Below are 19,937 nucleotides of genomic sequence, written 5' to 3'. Positions count from 1 at the left end.
TGAGAAGCGCTAGGGGGTCTGGAACGCGCCGGGTGCACGGTGACCCGCACGGGCCCCTGAGGGCGCCGGGAAAGGGGTCCTGGCGGCCTCAGGAGCGGGTGTCAGCTACCGTGCCGGGGGCGTCGTGGGGGCAGGGGCGCGTGGCGTCGGTGCCACGGGCGTCGTGGGGGCGGGGTGCGCGCTCGCGGGCGTGCGGGGTAGCATGAGGACTCCTCCTCCAGGGGGGACCGCCCCGTGCTCGCGCTCTTCCGCCAAGTCGATAGCGAGCACGGGGTCACTCTTCGTCACGTGTGCGGTCTCCTTGGACCGCACGAGTAACTGTAGCCCCTCGCCCCCAGGGACGCAATCACTACGGACCGCTAACGCGGCTTGCGGCCGACGATCCTGTAGAGGTTGTTCCGGTCCGTCCCCGCGGCCTCGGCGATCCGCTGCCGTGGGATCCCCGCGTCCAGGGCCGCCTGCACGGCCAGCGCACGGGCCGCGGCGGCGTCGGCCATGATCCGCCGTGCCCGCTCGGTCTCGCTCCTGCTGGCCTCGCTGGCCCGCCTGACGGCCTCCAGGAGCCTGCGCTCCTCGTCCTCGGTCATCGCCCCTCCTGCTCGGTGTCTGCCACCAGGGTAGCCGCCGGGGCCGCGAGCGCCGGGGCAGCGGACTCGAACACGTGTTCGACGCCCGTCGGTGGGTGGTGGTGGCCGGGTGCGGGGTGCGGGGCCACGGGACGGCAGGTGGGGTGCGTGCCGCCGTCACCGGGGTAGGGGGTGCGGGGCCCGTGGCAGACGCGGCAGACCGGGACGGCGGGCCCGTCGTGGGTGGTGGTAGGGGCGGGGGCGTCCCCGGGGCCGCGCCCGTGGCGGTTGTGGCGGTGTGACCCTTGTGCCGTCACACCCTCCCCGGTGACGACGACGAGACCGGCGCGAACACGCGGTTGTGACGTTGTGACCCTTGTGACGGAGGATCCCGGGCCCACAGGGTCCGCCGCACCGGTCTCACGGGCCGGGGGACGTCCGTCCTCGGGCAGGTAGCGGGCCCAGGGGTCGGCCAGGTCGGTAGCCCGGTAGCCCTTACCCGTCCGCTCCCCGTCACGCACGCTGCGGGAGGACACGCCGTAGGGTGCCAGGAGGCGGGCCAGGTCACGTGGGCCGACGCCCTTCCCGTTGCTGTAGGCCGACCACGGCGCCTCCTCCAGGGCGTTGAGGTGGTCGGTGACGTCGGTGGTGAGCAGCTTGTCGTGGCCGCCCTGGGTGAACAGGTCACGCAGGTCGGCCAGGAGGCGTACGCCACTGGTCACTGCCACCGTCCTGGAGGCGGCCACGAGGGCCGTGGCGGCCTGTCGGGCGCGGTGGGGCCAGTTCCCGCCGGCGTGGTCGGCCACCGTGAGCAGGGCCTCCCACACGTCGGCGTCACGGTCCTCCACGCCGTCCGGCATGGTCGGCCACCGTGTGATCCTCTCCGGCAGCGTGGCCGCCCACGCCTCCAGCCTGGTGCGCAGCGGGGCGGCGGCGGCCTCCCCGTCGCGGGCCCTCCACGGCTCGGCCCTCTCGTCGGGGCGGCGGCGGCGCATCCTGACCACGACGGAGCGGGTGCGGATCGTGTCGGGCAGGTCGTGCAGGCCCGCGAGCGCGACCGCGCAGTAGGCGGGCAGCTCCTCGGGCTCCACGGTCTTGCCGACGATCCTGCACCGTCCGCTCACCGCGCCCCGGCGGTGGCCGGCGTTGAGCACGCCGCGCAGGTCCTCGCTGGCGTCCCTGGCCTTGGGGCCGAACACGGTATCGATCTCGTCGTACAGGAGGGTGGGTGTACCGTCGGGGTCGGCGATCTTGCGGATGAGGTAGGGCACGGTCGCGTTCACGGCGTGCAGGGGCCTGGGCACGAGGGCGGCGGTGACCTCCAGGGCCCTGCTCTTGCCGGAGCCGGGCTCGGGGGACATGAACGCCAGGCGAGGGGTGGAGTCCCACAGGTCCATGCGGTGGGCGTGGGCCGTCCACAGGACGTGCGCGACCCTCTCGTGCTCACCGGGGTAGACCACGAAACGGTTGTAGAAGGCCTCCACGTCGTCGAGCAGGGCGGCCCCGTCCTGGTGCTGCCACGTGCTCCTCAGGTGGGTGACGGCGCGGTGGGTGGCGTCGCCGGGGGCGGGGGCGTCGTAGCCGAAGGCGTCGAGGTCCTGGCCGGTGTGGGTCCCGCTCACGCGATCCCCCTCTCGGCCAGGAGGCGGCGGGCGCGCTCGGCCCGCTCGGGCTCGCCGCGCCGCTCGCACAGCTCCGCGTAGGAGGGCCGGGCGGCGCTCGCGGCCACGTCGCGCCCGACCTGTGCCCGCCAGCGCCTGTCGGCGTCGTCGGCGGCGGCGGCCTCGAGGTAGCGGCCCCGGGCCTGACCGGCCCGCTCACCGAGCCGGAAGCCGTCACGCAGGCCCTGCTCGTAGGCCTCGGGGTACGCGAGGGACTCGCCGAAGCGGACGGCGGACTCCAGCTCCGCGAGCGCTGACGGGCTCATGGTGGCCACGCGCTCCTGCCAGGCCCCGTGGGTTGCCTCCCTGGTCCTCTGAGAGGCCTTGAGAGCGGCTGTGGCCTCGGCCTGCACCTGGGCGTCAACCGCGTCCGCCCAGGCCCTCAGGAACGTTCTGTGCTCCTCCTGGTTGTGCTCGTGGGCCGCGTCAAGGAGGTTCTGGAACCTGGTCGGTACCGGGTCCGCGAGATACCTGTGCCGGCCCTGGTCGAGGACGACGCGGTCCTCGGTGGTCAGGTGGCTTCCTGCCGTCGGCCTGGTAGTATCGGGGGTGCTGGGTGTGGTGCCCCCCTCCTGCGTGGTGCGCGGGTGGGGGGCGCTACTGTGTCCGGTCACCGCGCGTCGCCCTCCCCGAAGGTGGGGCGGGGCAGGCCGAGGCGGTCGAACTCGCTGAGGGGGACGCGGACGGCCCTGCCGAGGCGGATCGCCTTGAGCTCCCCGCGGGCGATGAGGTTGAGGACGCCGTTCTCGCTCATGTCCACGCAGCGGGCGAACCGCTTGACGGTGAGGGCGAGAGTCAGGGCGTCGGGGGCGGGCTTGGGCTTCGCCATCGCGAAGCTCCTTCCTTTAGGAGGGGCAGGCCCTGGAGTAGGTACACTCCTACCCCGGGCGCTGCCTCGTACCCCTACCAAGGAGGTCGTAAGCCCTCAGTGCCGGTCTGCGGCCATCGGATGGCCCCAGCGTACACCACGGTCGCCGTGTCGCCCAGTCCGTACTGTCAGGTCCCTGGCGCCCGTAGCACGTCGGGGGCCAGGTCCCCGAGGTGGACGGTACGGACGCCCCGCGCGCGCAGTCCCTCGCACACCTCCACCAGCTGCCCGGCCCGGAACTGCACGCGGTCGTCGGCCTCGAGACGGAGGCGGCCGTCCTCCCCGCGTCCGACGCCCTCGACGGCCTTCCACCCGCCCGGCAGGCGGACCCCGTCACCAGGGCGGTAGACGTCGTCCGGGTCGTAGGCGACGGTCACGGCCCGCACGGCGGCCGCGGGGTAGTCGGCCTGGGGCCGCTCCATCACGGCGACGACGCCCACGGGGACGAGGCCGCGCGTGCCGGGGGCCAGGCCCCCGGGCGGCGTCCCCCTGCCCGCGGCCCTGAGGTGGGCCCGGATCTCCTTGTCGTCGGGGGCGTCCTGCCCGCCGTGCGGCTTCCTGTCGTCGTTCCACGTCGTCCCCGGCCAGCCCCAGGACACGGCCTCGACATCCTCGGCACCCACGTCCCTGCCCTTACCGGCGGCCTCCTCCAGGAGCGGGGCCATGAGCCGCACGGGCACGTTCCACGTGGGCCACCCGCACGGGCACACCGCCGACCAGCGGGCGCAGTCCTCCAGGTGCCCGGCACGCGGGTCCCCGAGCCCGCCCGGAAGGAGGGGGAGGCTCTCTGACAGGAGGTAGGCGCACCGCTGGCAGTCGAGGTGGCTCCGCTCCACGTCGAACGTCACCGGTGGCGCGTCACGGTAGGCGCGCACGCGCTCCCCCATGGGGGCCGCCCACTGGTAGGGGTCCGTGCCGCCGTCCCTCAGCGCACGCCACCCGCGCCCGGTGCCAGGATCCCGGTAGTCGGCCGTCACCGGGTCGTCGTCACGGACGAAGGTCGCCAGCACCCGCGGCCTACCCGCCTTGTGCCACTCTCCCCGGGCGCACACGACCCGCACCTGTTCTCCCGGGCTGCTCACGCGCTCCTCCTTCCCGTGGTCCCGTCCGCCACCGCACCGGTGGCGCCCTCGTGGTCCCTCACGCCTGTCTCCCTTCTCGTCGTGCTGATACGTGTCACGCCCGCGCTCGCGGCCCCCAGCACCTCGCCGGCCACGGCGGCGCTGATGCGTCTCTGGTGGTCCTCGTCGGAGCGCATGTAGCGCAGGGCCATGCCCGGTGTGGCCTGCCCGAGCATCTCCTGCACGTCCCGGGGGCTGACCCCCGGGGTCCGGCCGGCCAGGGAGGCCGCCGTGTTACGGAAGTCGTGGGGGGAGGTGTGCTCTATGCCCAGGCGCCGGCAGGCCCGTGCGATGTTGATCTGCATCGTCCGCTGGGGCATGTGGGTGCCCGCGTCCCGGGACGAGGGGAACACCAGGGCGTCACGCCCTCTCACGCCGCGGGCCGCGAGGTGGTCGGCCAGCAGGCGTGCCGTGGCCGCGTCCAGGTGTACCGTGCGGACCCCGGCCGTGGTCTTCGGGGTCCCTACCGTCAGCGTCCTGCCCGACCCGGTGACCGCCCTGGTGACCGTGATGCTCCTGCCCCTGAGGTCCAGGTCCCTGACCCGCAGCTCCCGCAGCTCGCCGCTGCGCATCCCCGTGGTGCACAGCAGCAGCACCAGGACCCGCATGTAGGCGGGTACCTCGTCCGCGAGCGCGACCACCTCGGCCGGGGTCAGGGCGCGGGGCGCGTGGCGGCTGCTGGTGCCCGGGCCGGCCTTGCCGCTGCCCAGCATGCCCCGCTTGCAGGGGCTGGTGTCGAGCAGGTCGTCCTCGACGGCGGTGGCCATGATCGTGCGGAACAGGTCGTAGGCGTGCTTGCGGGCGCCCGGCCGGCCCGGTGCGAGGTCGGTGGCGACCCACGAGCGCACGTCCGCGGTGGTGACCTGCCTCAGCGGTACCGCCGCCCAGCGGGGGGCCAGGTGCGTGGTGTAGAGGGACCGGTAGCTGTCCCGCGTGGCGCGGGTCAGGGGGCGTGTGGCCAGCCAGTCGGTCGCGTACTGCCCGAAGGGCCGGAGCCTGGCGGCCTCCTCCGCGGCCACCTGGTCGGGGTGCTTCCACGTGCCCTGTTCGACGGTGGTGCGCACGGACGACAGCCACGCCTCCGCGGCCCGCTTCGTGGCGAACGTCCGGGGCGCGTTGACCCATGACCCACGCAGGGGCGGGACCACCCTGGGGTCCTTGTAGCGGGCGCGGTAGTTGCCGGAGGGGAGTCGTGAGATGTTCCCGAACGCCTGCCGACGCGCCATGACTGTTCTCCTGACTGGGGTTCGTCCCTGTGTGAGCGTGGAACGCACGTGGAACAACGGTATCACTTTCGGTGGGTTCTGGTGGGTCTCAGTGGGTCACCGTGGTCTCCCCCTACCGGGACCATCCGTTGGAACCGCAACGGAAACCGCGAACTGACGCCGATCCCCCGGCACACCCCGGAACCCGTATCGCCTGATTCGAATCCCAGCGCTACCGCCACCACGGTCCCCGGTATCCCAACGAAAAGTCGGGTACCGGGGACCGACGCACGTAGCGATGGGGTCCCAGTGGGAACACGGAGACGGGCCCTGGTGGGTCGGGACAGGTGGGCCCGCGCCCGGACCAGGGGGCCGCTTACCGGCCCGGAGGAGAACGCCCTCAGCACCACCGGCCCATCCCCGCCCACGACGCCGGGGCCGCGCACCCCCAGCCACACCCCACGCAAGCCGTCGTCGACCTCAAGACACGCACTCCGGCACCACACACCCCATGACCTTAATGAGAGCCAGCGCCCGCAAACGCTATTTCGTGCAGGTGAACGCCATTTCGTGCGGGTGAACGCGCTCACGGGCAGATGAACGCTAGTCCAGGAGGCGTCCATATGCCCTAAAGAGCGTTCACCTACCGGAGAAGACGCCTACCTAACGAAGAGCGCGTCCGCCTACCGAAGAGCGCGTTGAAGACTGCAGCCGGGTCCGCTATCCGGCTGGGAGCACGGTCGCGCTCAGGGGCGGGGCCCGCCAGCAGAGGCGGACCTTACCCGACCAGGCCGCACCCAACCAGGCCGCCGTGTGTGGAAGACTTTGTCCATGGACGCCGCAGCACCGACCCCGACCCCAGACATTCTCGGCGAGCCCTGGGTAGCCCGTCGTATCCCGGTGACCGACGCCGCAGCCGCACCCGGCGCCGACCACGCGGTCCTGGTCCACCAGCGTCAGGCGGTGCCCGCACCCGGCGCGGCCCCTCGCCACCCCCGTGCCGTCCTCTACCTCCACGGGCGCAACGACTACTTCTTCCAGACCCACCTGGCCCAGGCGTTCCTGGACGCGGGCTACGAGTTCTACGCCCTGGACCTGCGTGCCTGCGGCCGGTCCGCCCAGGTGGGGCTCACGGCCCCCCAGGCCGACCCCGCCACCCCCGCCCCGGCGGGCCAGAGCGGGCCAGGCCAGAGCACCTCGGGCCAGAGCGGGCCAGGCCAGAACGCCCCAGACCGGAGCACCCCGGACCAGAGCGGGCCAACCACCCCAAGAGACCCCGCCATCCCGAGAGAGCCCGCCGGGCCGCCCACCGCCCCTGGCCCCTCCCCCCACGACGTGCTCGACCTGCGGGTCCACTACGAGGAGATCAACGAGGCCCTGCGCATTATCCGCACCGAGCACCGGCACTCCGTGGTCGTCCTCAACGCCCACTCCACCGGCGGCCTCCAGGCGGCCATCTGGGCGGGCGACCACAAGGACGAGGTACCGCCCAGCACCAGCCGTGTGGACGCCGTCGTCCTGAACTCCCCGTGGCTGGACTTCAACGCCTCCGCCTTTATGCGCTCCTACGGCTCGGCCGCCGTCGAGCTGCTGGCCAAGGTGGATCCTGGGCACAGGCTCTCCAACCCGGCGGAGTCCGCGGCGGGCGCCGACGCCGACCCGCGCCTGGCCGACCCCTACAACCGTGCCCTGCACGCCCGGTGGGGCGGGGAGTGGAACTGGGACCTGCGGCTCAAGCCCTCCCCCGGGTTCCCGGTCACGGCGGGCTTTATCGCCGGCATCCGGCGGCTCCAGCGGGACGTGCACCACGGCCTGGGGATCAGGGTGCCGGTGCTGGTGACCTGCTCGACGGCGTCCTGGCACCCGGGGGACCCCATCCAGGACGCCCTGCGCGCCGACGCGGTGCTCTCCGTGGAGCGGATTATGGCCCGCGCCCCCTTCCTGGGCCAGGACGTCACCGTCATCCAGATCGAGGGCGGCGTCCACGACCTGGCCCTGTCCCCTGAGCCCGCCCGCAGCGAGTACCTGCGCACGGTCACCACCTGGCTCGCCGAGCGCCTGCCCTGACAGCGCCTGCCCGACGCCGCTGGCACCTGCCTCTCGTCCCTACTCTCACCGGGCCCCGGCCAGGGCCTCGACCAGGGCCTGGCTGACCCTCTCCACCACCGCCAGGGTGCCCACGAAGTCCGCGTGGTCCCCGTACCAGGGGTCGGGGACGTCCAGGTCCACCGTGGCCAGCCCGACCGCAAGCGGGTCGTACGCCCGGTAGAGCTGGATCCGCTTCTGGCCGGCACGCAGGGGACCGGCCCGGCGTCGGAGCGCCTTCACCTGCCTACGGGTCATGGCCAGCACGAGGTCGGCGGAGGTGAGCTCGGCGTCGCTCATGCGGTGCGCCCGGTGGGTGCGCATTGTCCGGCCCGCGGCGTCATCGGCCCCAGGCCCGACGCCGTAGCCGGCCTCACGCAGGATCCGCAGGGCACAGGGATCCATGGGGTTGCCGTACTCCTCGCCGGAGACCCCCGCGCTGGTGACCTCCACGCCGGGCGCCCCGACCCGGTCCAGACGCGATGGACCCACCCCGGCCCGGTCCGGAGACAGCATCCCGGCAGCCTGGAGGTGGTCACGCAGGACCGCCTCGGCCATGGGGGACCAGCAGATATTGCCGGTACAGACCATGACGACCCGGTAGGGGCCGTCGGGGTGACGAGCTGGCGGCAGGTTCATGACCCAAGGCTCTCACACCGCCCTTCCGCGGCAGGATCACGGCGATCAGGCCGACCGCGCAACGGCCCCACTAAGACCGCGGCCCCAGCGCGTGAGGCCACAGTTCGAGGGCCTCCTCTGCCTCTGAGGGAGCACGCCGCGGCCCCAGCGCGTGAGGCCACAGCACGCCCCGGACGGTGGTGCCAGCTCCGTCCTCCCGCAGTCCCAGCGTGCAAGGCCACGGCAGGTACGCTCGTAATCGTCGTCGGAAGCTTCAACCACCGCCCCCAGACGCCCACACCCGGAACCCACCGCCCCAGGCACCCACGCCGGCCACCACGCCCAGGACCGACACGGGACCCACACCGCAGATCACGCCCGAGATCCGCACCGCATCGCACGCCGCAAGACCCACACCGCATCGCACCCAGCAGAGTGATCTAGACCATGGCACGCCACTCCGCTCGACGCCGGCCAGGGCGCAGCCGACCGCGGAACGGCACCACACGTAAGACCGCGGCCCCAGGCACCCGCACCGGGATCCACCACACGCGGCGCCCGGGTCCGGCACCAGTGCTGACGTCGGCGCTGACGTCGGCCGGGGTCTCCCGTAGTCTCAGCGTTATGAATCAGCCCGTGCCCTCCACAGCCCGCCGAACCCCCAGCACGCTCGACGCCGTCGCGGAGCGCTACGTCGCCGACCTGGCCGTCCTCTCCCCGGAGTTCGCCGTCGTCTGCGGCCTGCCGGGCGTGCGCGGCCGCCTGGACGACTACTCCCCCGAGGGACTGGAGGCCGGTGCGGCCCTACGGGACCGTGTCCTGCGCGAGATCGAGGCCACCGCCCCTACCGACGACGTGGACCAGGTGACCCTGGCGGCCATGCGTGAGCGCCTGGGGGTGGAGGCGGAGATGGCGGCCGCGGGCGAGGACCTGCGGTCCCTCAACGTCATCGCCTCACCCGCCCAGGGCCTGCGCGACGTCTTCGACCTGCTGCCCACGGCCACCACCGAGGACTGGGGGAACCTGGCCTCCGCCCTGGGTGACGTGCCCCGGGCCCTGTCGGGCTACCAGGACTCCCTGCTCCTGGCGGCCTCCCGCGGCCAGGTGGCCTCCCGTCGGCAGGTCGAGGCCGTCATGGGGCAGGCCCGCACCCAGGCCGGTGAGCAGTCCTCCTTCGAGACGCTGCTGGCCAACGCGCAGGTCGGCCAGGGCGAGCAGGCCACGGCGGTGCCCGAGCCCCTGGCCCGTGAGCTCTCCCGCTCCGCCGCCAGGGCCCGGGCGGCCTACGACGGCCTCGCCTCCTTCCTGGAACGCAAGATCCTGCCGCTGGCCAGTGAGGACGACGCCGTCGGACGAGAGCGCTACGAGCTGTTCAGCCGCAGCTTCCTGGGTGCGCGGGTGGACCTGGACGAGACCTACGAGTGGGGGCGGACGCGGCTGGCGGCCATTGACGCCGAGCAGCGGACGATCGCCGAGCGCCTCTACGGGCCGGGCACGAGCGTGCGTGAGGCCCTGCGGCGCCTGGACGCCGACCCCGCCCGGCGGGTCCACGGCACCGACGCCCTCCAGGCCTGGATGCAGGAGACCTCCGACGCCGCCATCGAGGCCCTCGACGGTGTCCACTTCGACATCCCCGAGCCGCTGCGGACCCTGGAGTGCCGGATCGCCCCGTCGGCCACGGGCGGCATCTACTACACGGGCCCCAGCGACGACTTCTCACGCCCGGGACGCATGTGGTGGTCGGTCCCCGCGGGCACCACGGACTTCTCCACCTGGCAGGAACGCACCACCGTCTTCCACGAGGGCGTGCCGGGCCACCACCTCCAGGTGGGGACGCAGACCTACCTGCGTGACACCCTCAACTCCTGGCGGCGCCTGTGCTGCTGGGTGAGCGGTCACGGCGAGGGCTGGGCCCTGTACGCCGAGCGCCTCATGGCCGACCTGGGGTTCCAGGACGACCCCGGTGACCGTATGGGCATGCTGGACTCCCAGCGCCTGCGCGCCGCGCGCGTGGTCCTGGACATTGGCGTGCACCTGGGCAAGAAGCGGCCCACCGAGCTGGCCGACCTGCCCGGCGTGGGACCGGGCAGGTGGGACGCGCCCTCCGCCTGGGCCTTCCTGCGCCACAACGTAGCCATGGGCGAGTCCTTCCTGCGCTTTGAGCTCGACCGCTACCTGGGCTGGCCGGGGCAGGCGCCCTCCTACGCGGTGGGTCAGCGGCTGTGGGAGGAGACGCGCGACGCCGCCCTGGCGACCCAGCGGGTGGTCGGGGGCGAGGCGAGCCTGCGGGGCTTCCACACCCGGGCCCTGGCCCTGGGCAGCGTGGGCCTGGACGTCCTGCGTCAGGCCCTGGCCTGAGGCGGGCCCGGGCAGGTAGCTGGCAGGTCGCTGTGGGTGCGGTGGTGCGCGGCCGCGCGCCGCAGGCGGGCCCGGGCAGGTGGTCGTGGGGGCACCTGGGGCAGGAGCGGCGGGATCAGGATCCTGCCCCCTACCGCTTACGACCGAGGACCTACCACGTGGCGGGGGCTGCGGGCGAGGCCGTCAGCCGCTCACGAGCGAGGACCTGCCCAGTGGTGCACCCGGGCTTACCGGCCCGGGGCGGTAGGATCGGGGATCACAGGCCCAGGGCGGCACGCTCCTCGAAACCGACCCAGTCGGTGCGCACCTCCAGGGCCCGGAACCAGCGTGCCAGCGCCGGCCAGAAGGAGATGGAGGGGCCGGTCTCGGGGTAGGCCTGCCGACCGCCGTACTCGTAGGACTGGATGGTGGTGAACAGGCGGATGTCGCTGCCCATGGGGTAGGAGCCGCACAGGTACTGCTCGACGGAGATGACGGCGGCCAGGCCGGGCCCGTCGGAGAAGGTCAGGGCGTCCTCGTGGCTGGCCTCCATGCCGGTCGCCCGGGCCAGGAGGGTGTCGACGACGTCGAAGGCGGTCAGGACGCAGTTGGAGGCCTCCTCGATCTCCTCCGGGTCCTTGGAGTGGGTGACCACCCCGTGGGGGGCGTTGACCTCCGCGGTCAGCCACTCGTCCCAGGCGTCGGTGGACAGGCGGCGGTCCAGCGGGTAGAGCTGGGGGGCGTTGGACCGGTGGAAGGGGGACCAGGCAGTAGCCAGGTCAAAGAGGAGCGCCCCCGAGTCGGCCATGACGACGTGGCCGTCGTTGAGGTCTACCAGGGCCGGGAGGGTGGGGGGTGGGGTGTAGCCGGGGGTGCTGGCATAGACCTCAGCCAGGGACCGGGCCTCCAGGGCGGGGTCGATCCCAGGGGCACCGTCGGATCCGGTGAGCTCCCAGTAGCCGTCCTCACCCCGGCCGTAGGACCATGAGACGGGCAGGGCCTCCGTCAGTCCTAGAATCCGCCGGGCAATGAGCACACGTCGACACCATGGGCAGGAACTGGAGGCTACCAGCTGGTAGCGGCCTGGCTCGACGGCGAGGTCGCCCTCTGTGAAACGGTGCGAGGGTGAGATGGGCATAGGTCCTCCCGGGCTCGTGGGGCGTTATCTCCATCCTGAGCCCTTGCGAGGTAGCTCGCACGGTCATTCACCGCAGGCGAACCGTCGCGGAGCCGTCCACGGGTCCCGACGCCGCCGGGACCCCGTGACCGTCTCCGTGGAGGAAGAGGAGGGAGCCCTCGGTGGCACCACATTCGTGGTGGCACCGAGGGCTCAGCCTCAGGTGGTTGTCCTGGTGGTGTCCTGCTCTTCCGTACCCTGGCGGGTGCAGTACCATCGGCGCTGGGGGTCTTAGCTTCCGGGTTCGGTATGGGGCCGGGCGTGGCTCCCCCGCTATGACCACCAGGACGGGCCTGGTAGGGGCTCCCACGGGCTACTGTGGCCCCCCGGGTGTGGGGGGTGGTGTCCCGGTGGTGTGCGTGCCCCGTGTTCTGTTCTCGTGTGTCCCACGCCCGCTCGTGCACCGGTGTGGTGCGGACCAGCGTGTGTGGTGGGGGTTGGTCGTGGACCGTATAGTGGACGCCCACCCCCGCCTGGGGGGTGGTCCGTGGCACGCTCCGTGTGCCTGACGCGTGCTCGTTCGCGTGTGTTTGTGTGTTGTGTCGGCCTGTTAGTACCGGTCAGCTCCACGGGTCACCCCGCTTCCACGCCCGGCCTATCAACCCGGTCGTCTACCGGGGGCCTACCACACCACCCCAGCAGGGGTGGTCGTGCGGAGGCCTGGTCTCGGGGATGGTTTCCCGCTTAGATGCCTTCAGCGGTTACCCCTCCCGGACGTAGCCAACCAGCCGTGCCCCTGGCGGGACAACTGGCACACCAGAGGTCCGTCCGTCCCGGTCCTCTCGTACTAGGGACAGGCCCCCTCAGGCCTCCAACGCGCGCAGAGGATAGGGACCGAACTGTCTCACGACGTTCTAAACCCAGCTCGCGTACCGCTTTAATGGGCGAACAGCCCAACCCTTGGGACCTGCTCCAGCCCCAGGATGCGACGAGCCGACATCGAGGTGCCAAACCATGCCGTCGATATGGACTCTTGGGCAGGATCAGCCTGTTATCCCCGGGGTACCTTTTATCCGTTGAGCGACGGCCCACCCACACGGGGCCGCCGGATCACTAGCTCCTGCTTTCGCACCTGCCCGACCCGTCGGTCTCGCAGTCAAGCCCCCTTGTGCGCTTGCACTCGACACCTGGTTACCGACCAGGCTGAGGGGACCCTTGAGCGCCTCCGTTACCCTTTAGGAGGCAACCGCCCCAGTTAAACTACCCACCAGGCACTGTCCCTGACCCGGGTCACGGGCCGAGGTTCAGGCGCACGCCGCACCCAGAGTGGTATCCCAACAACGGCTCCCCACGACGCTGGCGCGCCGGGATCCACGCCTCCCACCTATCCTGCACAGGACACGGCGGACGCCAATACCAAGCTGCAGTAAAGGTCCCGGGGTCTTTCCGTCCTTCTGCGCGTAACGAGCATCTTTACTCGTAGTGCAATTTCACCGGGCCCGTGGTGGAGACAGCGGGGGAGTCGTTACGCCATTCGTGCAGGTCGGAACTTACCCGACAAGGAATTTCGCTACCTTAGGATGGTTATAGTTACCACCGCCGTTTACTGGGGCTTGAACTCACCGCTTCACCCCCCGCGGGGGGCTGACGGATCCTCTTGACCTTCCAGCACCGGGCAGGCGTCAGTCCGTATACATCGCCTTACGGCTTCGCACGGACCTGTGTTTTTAGTAAACAGTCGCTCCCCCCTGGTCTCTGCGGCCCGCCCCCCCAGCCCGCACGGGGCCTCAGGGGACAGGGCCCCCCTTCTCCCAAAGTTACGGGGGCATCTTGCCGAGTTCCTTCACCACGGTTCACCCGCCCGCCTCGGCATACTCTGCCGGACCACCTGTGTCGGTATAGGGTACGGGCGGCTCACACCATCGCGTCGAGGCTTTTCTAGGCACCACAGGATCACCCTGCTTCCCCGCCCCACGGGGCAGGTCACCGTCCCGCCTCACCCTCGTCACCAAAGACAGCCCCCCGGATTTACCTGGGGGACGGGCCACACGGTTGGACGGGCCAAGCCATCAGGCCCGCGGAGGCTACCACTGTGCGTCACCCCTGTTAACACGCTTGCCTACCAAGGCGGAGGACCCCCAGACCAGGACGCCACCACCCCCACCCGGGCCGAAACCCGCGGCAGGGGAAGAAGGCGGCACCCGGCGTGGGTTAGCACCCACCAGTCAGCACGGGCGGTGCCCCACCGGTACGGGAATATCAACCCGTCACCCATCGACTACGCCTGTCGGCCTCGCCTTAGGCCCCGACTCACCCAGGGCGGACGAACCTTCCCCTGGAACCCTTGGTCACACGGCGCCGGGGACTCCCACCCCGGTCTCGCTACTCATGCCTGCATCCTCGCTCCCGCACCGTCCACCAGGGGTCACCCCACCGGCTTCACCCAGCACAGGACGCTCCCCTACCACCCCCCACCCCCCACGAGGAGGGGCCAAGGAGGGTCCGCGGCTTCGGCGGCGCGCTTGAGCCCCGCTACATTGTCGGCGCACGACCACTTGACCAGTGAGCTGTTACGCACTCTTTCAAGGGTGGCTGCTTCTGAGCCAACCTCCTGGTTGTCACCGCGGCCGCACATCCTTTCCCACTTAGCGCGCGCTTAGGGGCCTTAGCCGGCGGTCCGGGCTGTTCCCCTCTCGACCACGGAGCTTATCCCCCGCGGTCTCACTGCCGCGCTCGCACCCGACGGCATTCGGAGTTTGGCTGACCCCAGTAACCCTGTGGGGCCCATCAGCCAACCAGTAGCTCTACCTCCGCCGGGGACCACGCGACGCTGCACCCAAATGCATTTCGGGGAGAACCAGCTATCACGGAGTCTGATTGGCCTTTCACCCCTACCCACAGCTCATCCCCCCGGTTTTCAACCCAGGCGGGTCCGGCCCTCCACACGCTCTTACACGTGCCTCAGCCTGGCCATGGGTAGATCACCCCGCTTCGGGTCCAGGACGCGCCACTAGACGCCCTCTTCGGACTCGCCCTCGCTACGGCTACCCCACAACGGGTTAACCTCGCGACACGCCACTGACTCGCAGGCTCATTCTTCAATAGGCACGCCACCACCCCCCACCCCCCACGAAAAACGGGGGGGCGCAAGGGCCCTGACGGCTCGTAGGCGCCCGGTTTCAGGTACTCTTTCACTCCCCTCCCGGGGTACTTTTCACCGTTCCCTCACGGTACTACTCCGCTATCGGTCACCAGGAGGTATTCAGGCAGCCGGGTGGTCCCAGCAGATTCACACAGGATTCCACGTGCCCCGTGCTACTCGGGCACCGTGCCAGCGCGGCCGAGGCAGTTCCGCCTACGGGGCTCTCACCCTCCACGGCCCCCCGTCCCAGGGGGTTCGGCTACCACCACGGTTTCTCACCACGCCCCCGCCCCGGCAGGAACAGGACGGCACGACCCCACAACCCCGCCGCGGCAGACCCTGCCGGGTAACCAGCACCACGACGGTTTCAGCCATCATCCGCTTCCGCTCGCCACTACTCACGGAATATCCTCTCCTACGGGTACTGAGATGTTTCACTTCCCCGCGTAACCCCCACACGCCCTATACATTCAGACGCGGGTGACGCCCCGTGACGGGCGCCGGGTCCCCCCATTCGGAAACCCTCGGATCAAGGCCCGCAAGACGGCTCCCCGAGGCTTATCGCAGTCCACCACGTCCTTCATCGGCCCCTGGTGCCAAGGCATCCACCGAACGCCCATAAAAACAACACACAACACAGGCAGAAACCACGCCCCAGAACCCACCACACCACGAACAGCGCAGCAGGACCCGGGCGCGAGGCACACAACAAAAACACACCACAGAGAACAAAGATACTCGCGTCCACTATACAGTTCACAACCAACCCACCCACACCCCCACAACCCCCCACACCACCACCAAACAAGCAGCAGCAAACAACCAGGAGAGAAGCAGAAGCAGGACACAAAAGGGCACGCAGCCCCAGACCCCGACAGCATGCCCCCACCCCCCACCACCACACCCCACGCACACGCGCAGGAAGCAGCAGAAAGAGGGCGGGCACCCCCCACCCACCCAGCAGAACGCAGGGTGAGAGGGGAGCGTGCTCCCGTGCATCCGTCCGTCCGGCCCCTCCCGACGGGCCACGAGGGGACCCGGGGACGCGCCCGTGCGCGCCCCCCGCCCCCTCGCAGGCCCCTAGATCCCTAGAAAGGAGGTGATCCAGCCGCACCTTCCGGTACGGCTACCTTGTTACGACTTCGTCCCAATCACCAGCCCCGCCTTCGACCGCTCCCCGTGGGGCCACGGGCTTCGGGCGTCACCGGCTTTCATGACGTGACGGGCGGTGTGTACAAGGCCCGAGAACGTATTCACCGCGGCGTTGCTGATCCGCGATTACTAGCGACTCCAGCTTCACGGTGTCGAGTTGCAGACACCGATCCGAACTGAGACCGGCTTTAAGGGATTCGCCCCGCCTCACGGCATCGCAACCCTCTGTACCGGCCATTGTAGCATGCGTGAAGCCCAGGACATAAGGGGCATGATGATTTGACGTCGTCCCCACCCTCCTCCGAGTTGACCCCGGCAGTCTCCCGCGAGTCCCCACCACGACGTGCTGGCAACACGGGACAGGGGTTGCGCTCGTTGCGGGACTTAACCCAACATCTCACGACACGAGCTGACGACAACCATGCACCACCTGCGGACCGGCCCCGCAAGGGGAGCCCGCGTCTCCGCGGACGACCGGCCCATGTCAAGCCCTGGTAAGGTTCTTCGCGTCGCATCGAATTAATCCGCATGCTCCGCCGCTTGTGCGGGCCCCCGTCAATTCCTTTGAGTTTTAGCCTTGCGGCCGTACTCCCCAGGCGGGGCACTTAATGCGTTAGCTACGGCGCGGACGACCCGGAAGAGGCCCCCCACACCTAGTGCCCAACGTTTACGGCGTGGACTACCAGGGTATCTAATCCTGTTCGCTCCCCACGCTCTCGCTCCTCAGCGTCAGTAACGGCCCAGAGACCCGCCTTCGCCACCGGTGTTCTTCCTGATATCTGCGCATTCCACCGCTACACCAGGAGTTCCAGCCTCCCCTACCGCACTCAAGCCGGCCCGTACCCACCGCACGCCCCCGGTTGAGCCAGGGGATTTCACGGCGGACGCGACCAGCCGCCTACAAGCCCTTTACGCCCAGTAACTCCGGACAACGCTCGCGCCCTACGTATTACCGCGGCTGCTGGCACGTAGTTAGCCGGCGCTTCTTAACCCGGCTACAGTCAGCACCCCACACGGGGGCGCCTTCTCCACCGGCGAAAGAGGTTCACAACCCGAAGGCCTCCGTCCCTCACGCGGCGTCGCTGCGTCAGGCTTCCGCCCATTGCGCAATACCCCCCACTGCTGCCTCCCGCAGGAGTCTGGGCCGTGTCTCAGTCCCAGTGTGGCCGTCCACCCTCTCAGGCCGGCTACCCGTCACCGCCTTGGTAGGCCATCACCCCACCAACAAGCTGATAGGCCGCGAGCCCATCCCCCACCAGAACCCCAAAAAAAGGGGAACCTATCCCGGCACCACCATGCGGCAGCACCAGCACACCCCGTATTAGCACCCCTTTCAGAGCGTTATCCAGGAGCAGGGGGCAGGTTACTCACGTGATACTCACCCGTTCGCCACTAACCCACCCACAAGGAGCAGGCCCGTTCGACTTGCATGTGTTAAGCACGCCGCCAGCGTTCGTCCTGAGCCAGGATCAAACTCTCCAAAAAAACCAATCACCCAGGAGACACCACGAACCCAGGAAACACAAGCCCCCCAGGAACCAGCACCACCCAGACAAACAAAACAAGCCAAGCACACCCCAGAACCCAAGCACCAGGCCCCAGAACACACCCAGCAAAAAACCAGACAAACAAAAACACAAAAACAAGACACACTATCGAGATCTCAAACAACACACCCAGCACCCCGACTACCGGAGGAACGAATCCTCTGTCGTCGCCGTGCGGCGCTCGAAGAACTTAGCAGGCGAATTCGCCGCCGTCAAACCCGGGAGTTGTGATCCCAGCCTCTTGGGGCACCTCATTCGCACCGTCGAGTTCCTCGGTCCCCACAGGCCTCACGGCTCGTGGCGACAGACGAGTACTTAACCAGCATCCACCGACGGGGTCAACCTGAGGCGACGTGACCTCCCACACGGGAGGTGCCGACGTCGAGGGCCTAAGGTCCCCGTCCCGCAGAGAGGGCTGACGTCTGCGATCGGGCCGGTCTGGGACGTGTGGCTCAGACCGGCCCGATCGTGGGCAGCAGGTGCCACAAGGCGGGACCGGGAGCACGCCAGCCCGGGCGGGACCACCGGTCTCACGAGGGCAGGCGGAGCATGCCGTAGCCCAGCAGCTCCCGGGCGTCAGCCACCATCCGGGCCCGCACCTCCTGGGGATCCGCCCCGGTCAGGGCCGCGACCGCCTCGGCGACCTGCCCCACGCCCAGCTCCCCGTCAGCCACCCCGGCAAGGGCCGCCATGGTCGTCCCCGCCTGCACCACGCGCCCCAGGCCGCCCCCCTGGCGCAGGAGGATGAGACGGGGCTCGGTCTCCCCCGGCGTCAGGTAGCGCTCCTCGGTGACGTCCGGGGCGGTCAGCGGGCGCAGGCGGGCGACCTCGGCGTCGTCCATGGACGCCAGGCGGTCCCGGACCTCGATCACCTCGGCCACGTGGCTCCCCAGGGCCCCGCTGCCCCTGGTGCCCACCTCCTCCAGCACCCGCCACGGGCGGCGCCCGCCCGGGGGCTTAGACGCCAGCGCGCTCCCCGCCGCCCCCGCGGCCGCCGACCCGCTGAGGCCGGGCGGCACCGGGGCTGCGGCGGCACCGGGCGCCCCTGCCCGGCCGGGTGGTGCCGGGCGGTGCAGGACCAGGTATCCCAGGCCCACACCCCTGACCCCGCGGGCCTCGAAGTCCTCCACCCAGGCGCCCAGGGCGGCCTCGAACCCCGTCAGGTCGCGCTCCGGCGTCATCCCGCCGTCACGCAGCCACGTGGTGGCGTACTGGACCGGGTCCTGGAGGTCGCGCTGGACGACCCAGGCGTCCACGTCCTGCGGCAGCCAGGTGCTCACGCGCTCACGCCAGTCATGCCCGGCGTGGTGCTCCCAGTTGCCGAGCATGACCAGGGTGCCGCCCTCGCGCAGGAGCCCGGCCAGGCCCGGCACGAGCACCGGCAGCACCGGGGCGCCGGCGTCGCGGTACTCCATGAGGGGCAGGCCGGCCTGGCGCACAGCGGGTGGGGTGATGACAAAGGGCGGGTTGGTGGCAATGAGGTCAAAGCGCTCCCCCGCCAGGGGCTCCAGGAAGGAGCCCTGACGCAGGTCGAGCCGCTCAGGTCCCACCCCGGCCAGGGCGGTGTTGAACGAGGTAAAGGCCAGGGCGCGCGCCGAGACGTCGGTGGCCACCACCTGCTCGCAGTGACGCAGCAGGTAGAGGGTCTGGATGCCGCAGCCGCAGCCCAGGTCCAGGGCCCGCCCTACAGGCCGCCGGGGCGTCAGGCTGGCCAGGGTCAGCCCCGCCCTGCCGATCCCCAGGACGTGGTCGGGGGCCAGCTCCCGCCCGGTGACGAGCTCGCCGACGTCGGAGGCCACCCACCAGCGAACCTCGCCGACGTCGTCGACCGCCTCGTGGGGGCGCAGGTCCACCAGGGGGCGCACCAGGCCCTGGGCGTCAGGGGCGTCCACCAGGCCCGTCGCGCGGGCGCCCGTCGCACCGGTACGGGGCAGGGCGACGTCGAGGGCGGCGGCGGGTACCGGCTCACCGAGCATGAACAGGGCGGTGAGGACCGCTGTCGGCGCGGCCGCGGGAGCGGGACGGGCCTGCGCGCCGGGCGCATCCCCCGGCGCCCCGCTGCCACCTGGTACCTCGTCCGGCGCCCTGCCCCCAGAGGTCGCCCGACCGCCCGGTGCCATCCGGGCCCGGGGCGCGGGGCCACCGCGACTGCCCTCCGGCGCCGACGCACCGGTGCCCGGCAGGGCGTCCTGGGGGACCTCGTCCGGCGCCCCGGCCGCACGTGGTTCACGACGGGCCGGGCGCGGGGGCCTGCCTGTGGCCGGCGCCCCGGCCAGGCCGAGCTCCTTGAGCGTGCGGCGCAGGACCCGCAGGGCGGGCAGGCGGACCTCACGGTCCAGGGCGGCCTCGGCCACCGGCCCCAGGAGCGCCGCCACCGCCTCCACGCCCCAGCCGCTGTCCTCAAGGTCGGCACGCAGGGCGGCGGCCTGTGCGCAGGTCAGGGTGGGAGGCGGCGGGCTGGTGCAGGTCGACGGGGCCGACGGGGAGCGGGAGGAGCGCGTCATACCCTGACGCTACC

General features: G+C 70.8%; 11 protein-coding genes and 3 rRNA genes. 2 read left to right on the top strand and 12 right to left on the bottom strand.

Features of this window, described 5'->3' with window-relative positions; translation table 11 throughout:
- Positions 1 to 359 precede the first annotated feature (359 nt).
- From JJJ15_RS07430 to JJJ15_RS07405, 6 genes are all read right to left on the bottom strand, one after another.
- Entirely contained in the window at positions 360 to 587 is a 228-nt protein-coding gene (locus JJJ15_RS07430) for a hypothetical protein (protein WP_200510316.1), read from the bottom strand.
- Complete coding sequence (locus tag JJJ15_RS07425) at positions 584 to 2,188, bottom strand: DUF3631 domain-containing protein (protein WP_200510315.1); 1,605 nt, start codon at positions 2,186 to 2,188, stop codon at positions 584 to 586. The genes JJJ15_RS07430 and JJJ15_RS07425 overlap by 4 nt, the downstream gene beginning before the upstream one ends.
- Positions 2,185 to 2,841 carry a hypothetical protein gene (locus tag JJJ15_RS07420; protein WP_200510314.1) on the bottom strand — a complete coding sequence of 219 codons (657 nt, stop codon included), beginning with the start codon at positions 2,839 to 2,841 and terminating at the stop codon, positions 2,185 to 2,187. Before JJJ15_RS07420 ends, JJJ15_RS07425 begins: the two co-directional genes overlap by 4 nt.
- Positions 2,838 to 3,056, bottom strand: a complete 219-nt coding sequence (locus tag JJJ15_RS07415; RefSeq protein WP_200510313.1) for a helix-turn-helix domain-containing protein — start codon at positions 3,054 to 3,056, stop codon at positions 2,838 to 2,840. The genes JJJ15_RS07420 and JJJ15_RS07415 overlap by 4 nt, the downstream gene beginning before the upstream one ends.
- A 167-nt stretch (positions 3,057 to 3,223) precedes the next feature.
- Positions 3,224 to 4,177, bottom strand: a complete 954-nt coding sequence (locus JJJ15_RS07410; protein WP_200510312.1) for a hypothetical protein — start codon at positions 4,175 to 4,177, stop codon at positions 3,224 to 3,226.
- Positions 4,174 to 5,442, bottom strand: coding sequence for a site-specific integrase (locus JJJ15_RS07405; protein WP_200510311.1), 1,269 nt, complete (start codon positions 5,440 to 5,442; stop codon positions 4,174 to 4,176). Before JJJ15_RS07405 ends, JJJ15_RS07410 begins: the two co-directional genes overlap by 4 nt.
- 810 nt (positions 5,443 to 6,252) lie before the next feature.
- On the opposite strand from JJJ15_RS07405, the gene JJJ15_RS07400 reads away from it, so the two are divergent.
- Complete coding sequence (locus JJJ15_RS07400) at positions 6,253 to 7,488, top strand: alpha/beta hydrolase (RefSeq protein ID WP_200510310.1); 1,236 nt, start codon at positions 6,253 to 6,255, stop codon at positions 7,486 to 7,488.
- A gap of 45 nt (positions 7,489 to 7,533) precedes the next feature.
- On the opposite strand, the gene JJJ15_RS07395 is transcribed toward JJJ15_RS07400, so the two are convergent.
- Positions 7,534 to 8,145 (bottom strand): low molecular weight protein-tyrosine-phosphatase, encoded by a 612-nt coding sequence (locus JJJ15_RS07395; RefSeq protein WP_246741960.1) that lies wholly within the window; start codon positions 8,143 to 8,145, stop codon positions 7,534 to 7,536.
- Between the two features lie 603 nt (positions 8,146 to 8,748).
- Between JJJ15_RS07395 and JJJ15_RS07390 the strand changes: the two genes are divergently transcribed.
- Positions 8,749 to 10,482, top strand: a complete 1,734-nt coding sequence (locus JJJ15_RS07390) for a DUF885 domain-containing protein (protein WP_106110111.1) — start codon at positions 8,749 to 8,751, stop codon at positions 10,480 to 10,482.
- A 256-nt stretch (positions 10,483 to 10,738) separates the two neighbouring features.
- Here JJJ15_RS07390 and JJJ15_RS07385 read toward each other — a convergent pair whose 3' ends face one another.
- The 5 genes from JJJ15_RS07385 to JJJ15_RS07365 form a co-directional block, all read right to left on the bottom strand.
- A complete protein-coding gene (locus JJJ15_RS07385; RefSeq protein ID WP_106110110.1) occupies positions 10,739 to 11,599 on the bottom strand; it encodes a glutathione transferase in 861 nt (286 codons plus the stop codon).
- A 209-nt stretch (positions 11,600 to 11,808) separates the two neighbouring features.
- A 5S ribosomal RNA gene (rrf, locus tag JJJ15_RS07380) occupies positions 11,809 to 11,925 on the bottom strand.
- A 244-nt stretch (positions 11,926 to 12,169) separates the two neighbouring features.
- Positions 12,170 to 15,352, bottom strand: a 23S ribosomal RNA gene (locus JJJ15_RS07375).
- 460 nt (positions 15,353 to 15,812) lie between these two features.
- Positions 15,813 to 17,357 (bottom strand): 16S ribosomal RNA (locus JJJ15_RS07370).
- The 16S, 23S and 5S rRNA genes sit together here, the layout of an rRNA operon.
- A 592-nt stretch (positions 17,358 to 17,949) precedes the next feature.
- The gene (locus JJJ15_RS07365; protein ID WP_200510309.1) at positions 17,950 to 19,923 is read right to left on the bottom strand and encodes a methyltransferase; all 1,974 of its coding nucleotides are present in this window, start codon (positions 19,921 to 19,923) and stop codon (positions 17,950 to 17,952) included.
- Positions 19,924 to 19,937: the final 14 nt, after the last annotated feature.

Source organism: Actinomyces sp. HMT897, from assembly GCF_016626125.1.
GTDB lineage: Bacteria > Actinomycetota > Actinomycetes > Actinomycetales > Actinomycetaceae > Actinomyces.
This window is presented reverse-complemented; position numbering and strand designations above follow the sequence as displayed.

What these genes read in the sequence shown, in the direction of transcription:
- JJJ15_RS07400 (WP_200510310.1), top strand. Translation starts at nt 6,253, where the DNA reads ATGGACGCCGCAGCACCGACCCCGACCCCAGACATTCTCGGCGAGCCC.
- JJJ15_RS07395 (WP_246741960.1), bottom strand. Translation starts at nt 8,145, where the DNA reads ATGAACCTGCCGCCAGCTCGTCACCCCGACGGCCCCTACCGGGTCGTC.
- JJJ15_RS07415 (WP_200510313.1), bottom strand. Translation starts at nt 3,056, where the DNA reads ATGGCGAAGCCCAAGCCCGCCCCCGACGCCCTGACTCTCGCCCTCACC.
- JJJ15_RS07390 (WP_106110111.1), top strand. Translation starts at nt 8,749, where the DNA reads ATGAATCAGCCCGTGCCCTCCACAGCCCGCCGAACCCCCAGCACGCTC.
- JJJ15_RS07385 (WP_106110110.1), bottom strand. Translation starts at nt 11,599, where the DNA reads ATGCCCATCTCACCCTCGCACCGTTTCACAGAGGGCGACCTCGCCGTC.
- JJJ15_RS07430 (WP_200510316.1), bottom strand. Translation starts at nt 587, where the DNA reads ATGACCGAGGACGAGGAGCGCAGGCTCCTGGAGGCCGTCAGGCGGGCC.
- JJJ15_RS07365 (WP_200510309.1), bottom strand. Translation starts at nt 19,923, where the DNA reads ATGACGCGCTCCTCCCGCTCCCCGTCGGCCCCGTCGACCTGCACCAGC.
- JJJ15_RS07405 (WP_200510311.1), bottom strand. Translation starts at nt 5,442, where the DNA reads ATGGCGCGTCGGCAGGCGTTCGGGAACATCTCACGACTCCCCTCCGGC.